At 50.8% G+C, this 5,275-nt stretch carries 5 protein-coding genes and 2 pseudogenes; 2 read left to right on the top strand and 5 right to left on the bottom strand.

Translation table 11 applies throughout. From position 1 onward, the window contains the following. Positions 1-55: 55 nt before the first annotated feature. Positions 56-332 (bottom strand): annotated as a pseudogene (locus FC75_RS12560) (IS30 family transposase); the annotation flags it as partial. 194 nt (positions 333-526) lie between these two features. On the opposite strand from FC75_RS12560, the gene FC75_RS11860 reads away from it, so the two are divergent. Both FC75_RS11860 and FC75_RS12760 read left to right on the top strand, forming a co-directional pair. Continuing rightward, entirely contained in the window at positions 527-937 is a 411-nt protein-coding gene (locus tag FC75_RS11860) for a DNA cytosine methyltransferase (protein WP_156403632.1), read from the top strand. 721 nt (positions 938-1,658) lie between these two features. Further along, positions 1,659-1,814, top strand: a complete 156-nt coding sequence (locus FC75_RS12760; protein WP_156314492.1) for a hypothetical protein — start codon at positions 1,659-1,661, stop codon at positions 1,812-1,814. Between the two features lie 279 nt (positions 1,815-2,093). On the opposite strand, the gene FC75_RS11855 is transcribed toward FC75_RS12760, so the two are convergent. The 4 genes and pseudogenes from FC75_RS11855 to FC75_RS13090 all read right to left on the bottom strand — a co-directional run. After that, positions 2,094-3,017, bottom strand: coding sequence for a conjugal transfer protein (locus FC75_RS11855; protein WP_054666190.1), 924 nt, complete (start codon positions 3,015-3,017; stop codon positions 2,094-2,096). Next, positions 3,014-3,547, bottom strand: coding sequence for a hypothetical protein (locus tag FC75_RS11850; protein ID WP_054666196.1), 534 nt, complete (start codon positions 3,545-3,547; stop codon positions 3,014-3,016). The genes FC75_RS11855 and FC75_RS11850 overlap by 4 nt, the downstream gene beginning before the upstream one ends. Positions 3,548-3,556: 9 nt before the next feature. After that, positions 3,557-4,552: a bifunctional lytic transglycosylase/C40 family peptidase gene (locus FC75_RS11845; protein WP_056989975.1), complete on the bottom strand. Its 996-nt coding sequence runs from the start codon at positions 4,550-4,552 to the stop codon at positions 3,557-3,559. Then, positions 4,549-5,275: pseudogene (locus FC75_RS13090) on the bottom strand (CD3337/EF1877 family mobilome membrane protein); the annotation flags it as partial. The gene FC75_RS11845 and the pseudogene FC75_RS13090, both read right to left, overlap by 4 nt.

The following is a 5,275-nucleotide window of genomic DNA, read 5'->3' as shown; positions in this document are numbered from 1 at the left end:
GGCAGAAGGTGGTAAAAAGTTTGGCAGAGGTGGTAAATTCCGATGGCCGCCTTCAGCGGGTAAGCTCCTTGGTGAGAGCTTTGAAGAACGCACGGCCGGTTTTGAGAAAGGCGTGGTGTCCGGTTCTGTCGCGTTTGCGGTCGTGTATGGCTTGGGCAGTTTCCGCAAGATAGACTTGATGCGAGTGACGCTTCGAGTCGAGCTGAGTTACAGATCCACGCGTGATTTCCCGTGAGATTGTCGCTTTACTGCGATGAAGCTTCTGTGCAATCACGGTCGCTAAGACTGAGTTGTTGGTAGTGCTTGTGAGTGTTAATCAGAGAGTGGGTCATGAAGATTCCTGCTTTCTTGTTTAGCTACCACTAACAAGAATAGGTCTTCATGGCCTTTTTGGTCTAGTCGTCAGGGTGTTGCACTTGAATTGTAAACTGGGGCAGTCAAAAAAACTCAAACAAATCTGGGCTCCGTTATTCTTCCGAACAACCCTGATAAAAGCCTCTGGTTAAGAGATGAGCGATTGGCGAAAATGAAACAGATGAAATCGGGCTTTCAAATGACAAAAACATCTAGGAGAGGCGATTACACCTATCGGTATGGTATGGGGAATATGAGATTCCCTGATTCACTTGAGTTGCCTGCGAGGACAATGGTCACATCAGAGCACACGATATCGCGAATGAGTCACGTTATCCTGGATCCTGGAAATCATGAATATCGGCTTCTCTCTCCCGAAGAGACTGAACAGATTAATACTTTTCCCGTTGGCTGGACCGAATTGGAAGATGTTTCCAACTCACAGAGATATTTCACAATGGGTAATGCGTTGGTCGTTAATCTTGTCAGGGATATTGGTAAGGAGATTGACAAGTTAGTCAGACAAGAGTCCAATTTGACTAAATTCAATCCTAATTCTGCTGTTGAGAACGTTGAACATTGAGCATTTCGAACTGCAGGTAGAGGAGCTGGACCCAATAGAATTTGTCTTACCATTGGTTGTTATTCTAAGTCCGCAATCGATTTAGGTTAATCGGATTCCAGTGATTTGGCTGAGCCTTCCGGGCCGCACCGAATGAAAAGTCTATTCTTCTTAGAAAAAGAAATTGAAATGCTGAGAGAGGAATGTCTAAGGCTAGGCTTCGTTCGTGACGGCGACTGGCAGAACCTCAACGGTAACTGGCAATTCTCCTTTGATGACGATTAGGTGGCGATGGCTAAGAATTGGCCGCTTGAGGGGGCTGCTGGCAGACCTAACACTACAGATTGAGGTGCCATTTGCTTTTCAGACGACCCTGAGCGGGATAAACGTCCAGAACAAGCACGACACGGTCTGGTGTCGATGTCAGTCACAAAATGTAGGAAAGGATGTGCGGACAAAACTACATTTCAAAACTGTCCTTGACAGTCTGGTACGCCCGCGAGTTTTAGGTGGTGGTATCAATCGTGGCGGGACGAGCGTTCGTATCGCATTTTGGCGCGGTCGACTACCCTGACGTAGGCGTTCATCAACGGGCAGTTCGTCAGACGGCATGAGGGTGGCGAGACGCCGTTTTCGTTTGACATCACGCCTTTCTCGACACTGGCGCGACGCTGGAGTTACTCACGGTTTACGTACAGGACTTCTCGAAAAAGGAGACAATCCACTCGGCAAGCAGGCCTAGATGACCCTGCACGGCCGCATCTGGCAAACGGCGTGGAACACCGTGCATATCGAGTCGGGGCGTCTCATGTCGGATTTCGACAAGAATCCCGAACGCGTCGAAGTTGAGGCTAGCGGCGCAGCAATCGACAGCTTCTTGCAGTGGACGATATTGTAGGGCACTTCATTTTTGACTTTTTACGGCCGGTAACTTTAATTATGCAATCTAGGCTATTCAATCCTGCGAGTAGTCGCCATGCTGGTGGTTGCTACGCTAGCAATTGTTGATTGGTAGAATGCATACTAAGATTGCGGCTGCAGCCTTCGTCTTCGGCTACCTAGCTTACTTAATCATTCGTAAAGTCCGCGCCCGTGACACTGCTACGCAAGCAGAATAACGACAAGACCCGGCACGACCCATGCGCATGCTTGCGTAAAGGCCGTGTCGGGTCTTTTGTCAGATACCGTCAGTGATAAACCAATTGTTGCTTTGCTTGGATAGGGTCAGGGTGTATTGCGAGACTTGGCTCATATCATTGTCAGTGTCGAGATACTTCACTGATAAGGTGACGGTCAGGCTGTTCTTAGTCTTCTTAAAGACTGGATCTAGAAGTTCCACGAACTTAAGGTTGCGTTCGATTGGTCGCGTGCCGTTTTTGACATAATATTTGAGTTCATTGCGATCGCTTTTCGGGTACAAGGCGAAGAACGTCTTGAGAAACTTAGTTACGTCATCGGCAGTGCTGCCGGCTACCGTGTTATCGGACTGGGTGTCTGGCAGCTTGATCCGAGCTGCTGCTGGCTCCGCAGCGATGGTTGGGTTCTTGGTGACCACCATATCGCCGTTGTCATTTTGCATGACGATGATGGTGTAAGAGCTAGTCACAGATTTCTTGTCTTTACCTTTGGCAAGGTCTTGCTTCACCGTAAACAGCACACGGAACGTGTCTTTAGCCGTCTTGCTCACGTCCCAGACCTTGACCTCACTGACCGCGGCAGTTGTGGGAATGTCGCTCCGCACGGTGTCGGCGTTCAGCGATTGCAGTTGCTCCACAAGATACGGCTGCAAAGCTTTCTGCCGCTGATCTAGTGCTTCGTGGCTGGGTTGCCACGAATAGTAGAGCTTGGCAAAGTCGGTGGTGAAGGTCGCCAAGGCGTGCGTGTCAATCACCTTAGTCTTGATCACTTGAACTTCATGCACCGTGTGGGTGTCGATGGCGGTCATGTTCTTGTAGACACCGAAACTGGTGCTGCTGATTAACACTGCCCAGCAAAGCAGTGTGACCGGGCGGCGCAGACCATGGTGCTTAATTTTAGGCGGTTTTGGGGCGGCTGGCTTCTTCTTGAACCAGCCTTTCTTTTGGGCTTTATCTTTACTCAAGGTTCATTCACCTTGTCCTTTCTAATTTCGTAGCAGCGGTAAAAGTCATCGTAAATATCGAGAAAGCGCACGAACAGGCGTTGCAGCGAGATTCGCTTGTAGCCCTCATAGTCGGTTTCGATATACTGACCGAGTTCACGGTCGCTGTTGAAGTATTCTTCGGCCAAGTAGCGTTCGCGGTCGAGGATATACTTACGGTCTTCTGGTGCAAACACCTTGCCTTTGAGCCATCGATCAACGGCCACTTCATGCGCGACGGCAAGGCGATACTCACGCCGGTGCCCGTATTCCATTTCCGGCATTCGGTCAACAAAGCGGTCAAGGACGTGGCACAGGTCGTCGGTATTGGGCAAGCGTTGTTTGAAGAATTTGATGCGTTCCCACTCGCCTGACGCAAAGTCGAGTTCCTTGTTGCGTAGTGCGCGATTATCACCGAATTTTAGATCGACGTGCGTCTTTTGCAGCGCATCGTCATAGGTGTTGGTGATGAGATCCATCCAGTCAAAGTACCCGATGCCATTTTGATCCATCGTCTTCACCTACTTCTTCACACGTCCAGCACCAATCAGGTGGGCTTGCCAATAGCTTGAGTTTAGGTCGGCGTAGCCAAGTGGGTCACCGGCGTTGTACATTTTCATGCCGCCAACGTAGATCCCAACGTGGGTCACGTAATCGGCGGTATCGTAGGTTGAGTGAAAGAACACGAGGTCGCCGGGTTTGGCGTCCTTAATATTCAGCTTTGCTGTAACGTCGTATTGTGCTTGTGCGGTGCGGGGAAGTTTGATCCCAGCTTTGCCGTAGCACCAACTGGTCAGCCCGGAACAGTCGAAGCCCGTTGATGGCGTTGAGCCACCAAACACATAGCGTGTGCCTTGATACTTGAGCGCTTCGTCCATGATGGCTTGTACCGTTTTGTCGTCGAATTTCGTGCCACCAGTGACCAGGTATTGCGAGATAACCGACACGTAGTACATGTTCCCATGGGCATAGCGCCAACCGTCCTTAGCAACCACGTTGGTATAGGTGACTTTCCTACCACCGGACTTCTCTTTGGCAAAAGCCGTCGCCAGCGCCAGCGTGTATTTCTTGCCGTGCTTGGCAACGTAGTCGATGAAGCCGCCGCCGAAGTTGTAGCTTTGAATGGCGGTATTGAGATCCACACCAGTAGCCTTCATGCTTTTCAGTAGCGACGCGAAATACTTCACGCCTTGCTTGATGGACGCTTCGGTATCTAGTGTATTGACCGGCAGCCCTAGTGATTCGCTAGCTTGCATCACATCGCCACCCTTGCCACCGGATTCAACCTGCATGATGGCGAGTATCACCATCACCTGGTCTGAAATGCCGAACTCTTTACAATACTTTTCGACCATCAGCTTGTGCTTGTAGACTTCAGCGGATAAGTTCATTGCATCGGCTGTGATCGCAGAGGCCGGCTGATCTTCGTCATCATCAGAGGCGATGACTGCAAAGAACAGACCGCTAATCAACAGTATTGGGAGTGCGGCAAGAGCTAACCAGCGCCAGAGTTTCATCGCTTCTTATGCCCCTTGGCCTTTTTGGTCCGCTGTGGCTTTGGGGTGCGTGGCTTGGCTGGCTTTTCGGAAACGAGGGTCAGTGGTTTCTTGGGTCTATTCGCTGGTTGGGCTGGTTCTTGGTGCGGTTTGATGGTGGGGTCTGCTTGTGGTTTCGTGACTGGTCGCGGAGGCCGAGTTGAAGTTGGCTTCGTGGCAGCGCGCTTTGGTTGACCGCTTGTATCGGTTTGTTTTGGTTCTATAGGTGTGGCAGTTGTTGGCTTACGAGTTGGCTCAACCGGTGGTTTGGAAGCCGTTGGTTTTGGCTTTTCAGGATCAGCTTTCGGCTTGATTGCGAGCTTGCGTTCTTGCATTTGCTTACGCCGCTGCTCGAGCCGTTTGTCACGTTCTTGCTGATTGGCTTCACGCCGACCCTTGAAGCTATCCTTCGCGGTTTCGGCGGCGTCCTTAGTCAGCTGCTTTCCACGATGCAAGCCATACAAAACGTTAGTTGGTGCGTCCTTCACCTGATCGAGGCTACGTTTGGTCTTATCTTTGAGCTTGTTACCAACATCAGATACATCCGCAAGTTTCTCACCCAGTCGTTGGCTGCGTGGCTTCTTAGCTTGTTGCGGCTTGGCAGCGTCCGCAGTTTGCTCGCGTTGCGTGCCAGCAGGAAGTTGCGGTGTTTGCGGCATTCCGCGACCTTTACCATAGCCCCGTGAAAGGAAGCGACCTGCCATC

It is taken from the genome of Lacticaseibacillus camelliae DSM 22697 = JCM 13995, assembly GCF_001436615.1.
Taxonomy (GTDB): domain Bacteria; phylum Bacillota; class Bacilli; order Lactobacillales; family Lactobacillaceae; genus Lacticaseibacillus; species Lacticaseibacillus camelliae.
This window is presented reverse-complemented; position numbering and strand designations above follow the sequence as displayed.

Coding starts and splice junctions, on each gene's coding strand:
- FC75_RS11860 (WP_156403632.1), top strand. CDS start 527: ATGAAACAGATGAAATCGGGCTTTCAAATGACAAAAACATCTAGGAGA.
- FC75_RS12760 (WP_156314492.1), top strand. CDS start 1,659: ATGACCCTGCACGGCCGCATCTGGCAAACGGCGTGGAACACCGTGCAT.
- FC75_RS11850 (WP_054666196.1), bottom strand. CDS start 3,547: ATGGATCAAAATGGCATCGGGTACTTTGACTGGATGGATCTCATCACC.
- FC75_RS11845 (WP_056989975.1), bottom strand. CDS start 4,552: ATGAAACTCTGGCGCTGGTTAGCTCTTGCCGCACTCCCAATACTGTTG.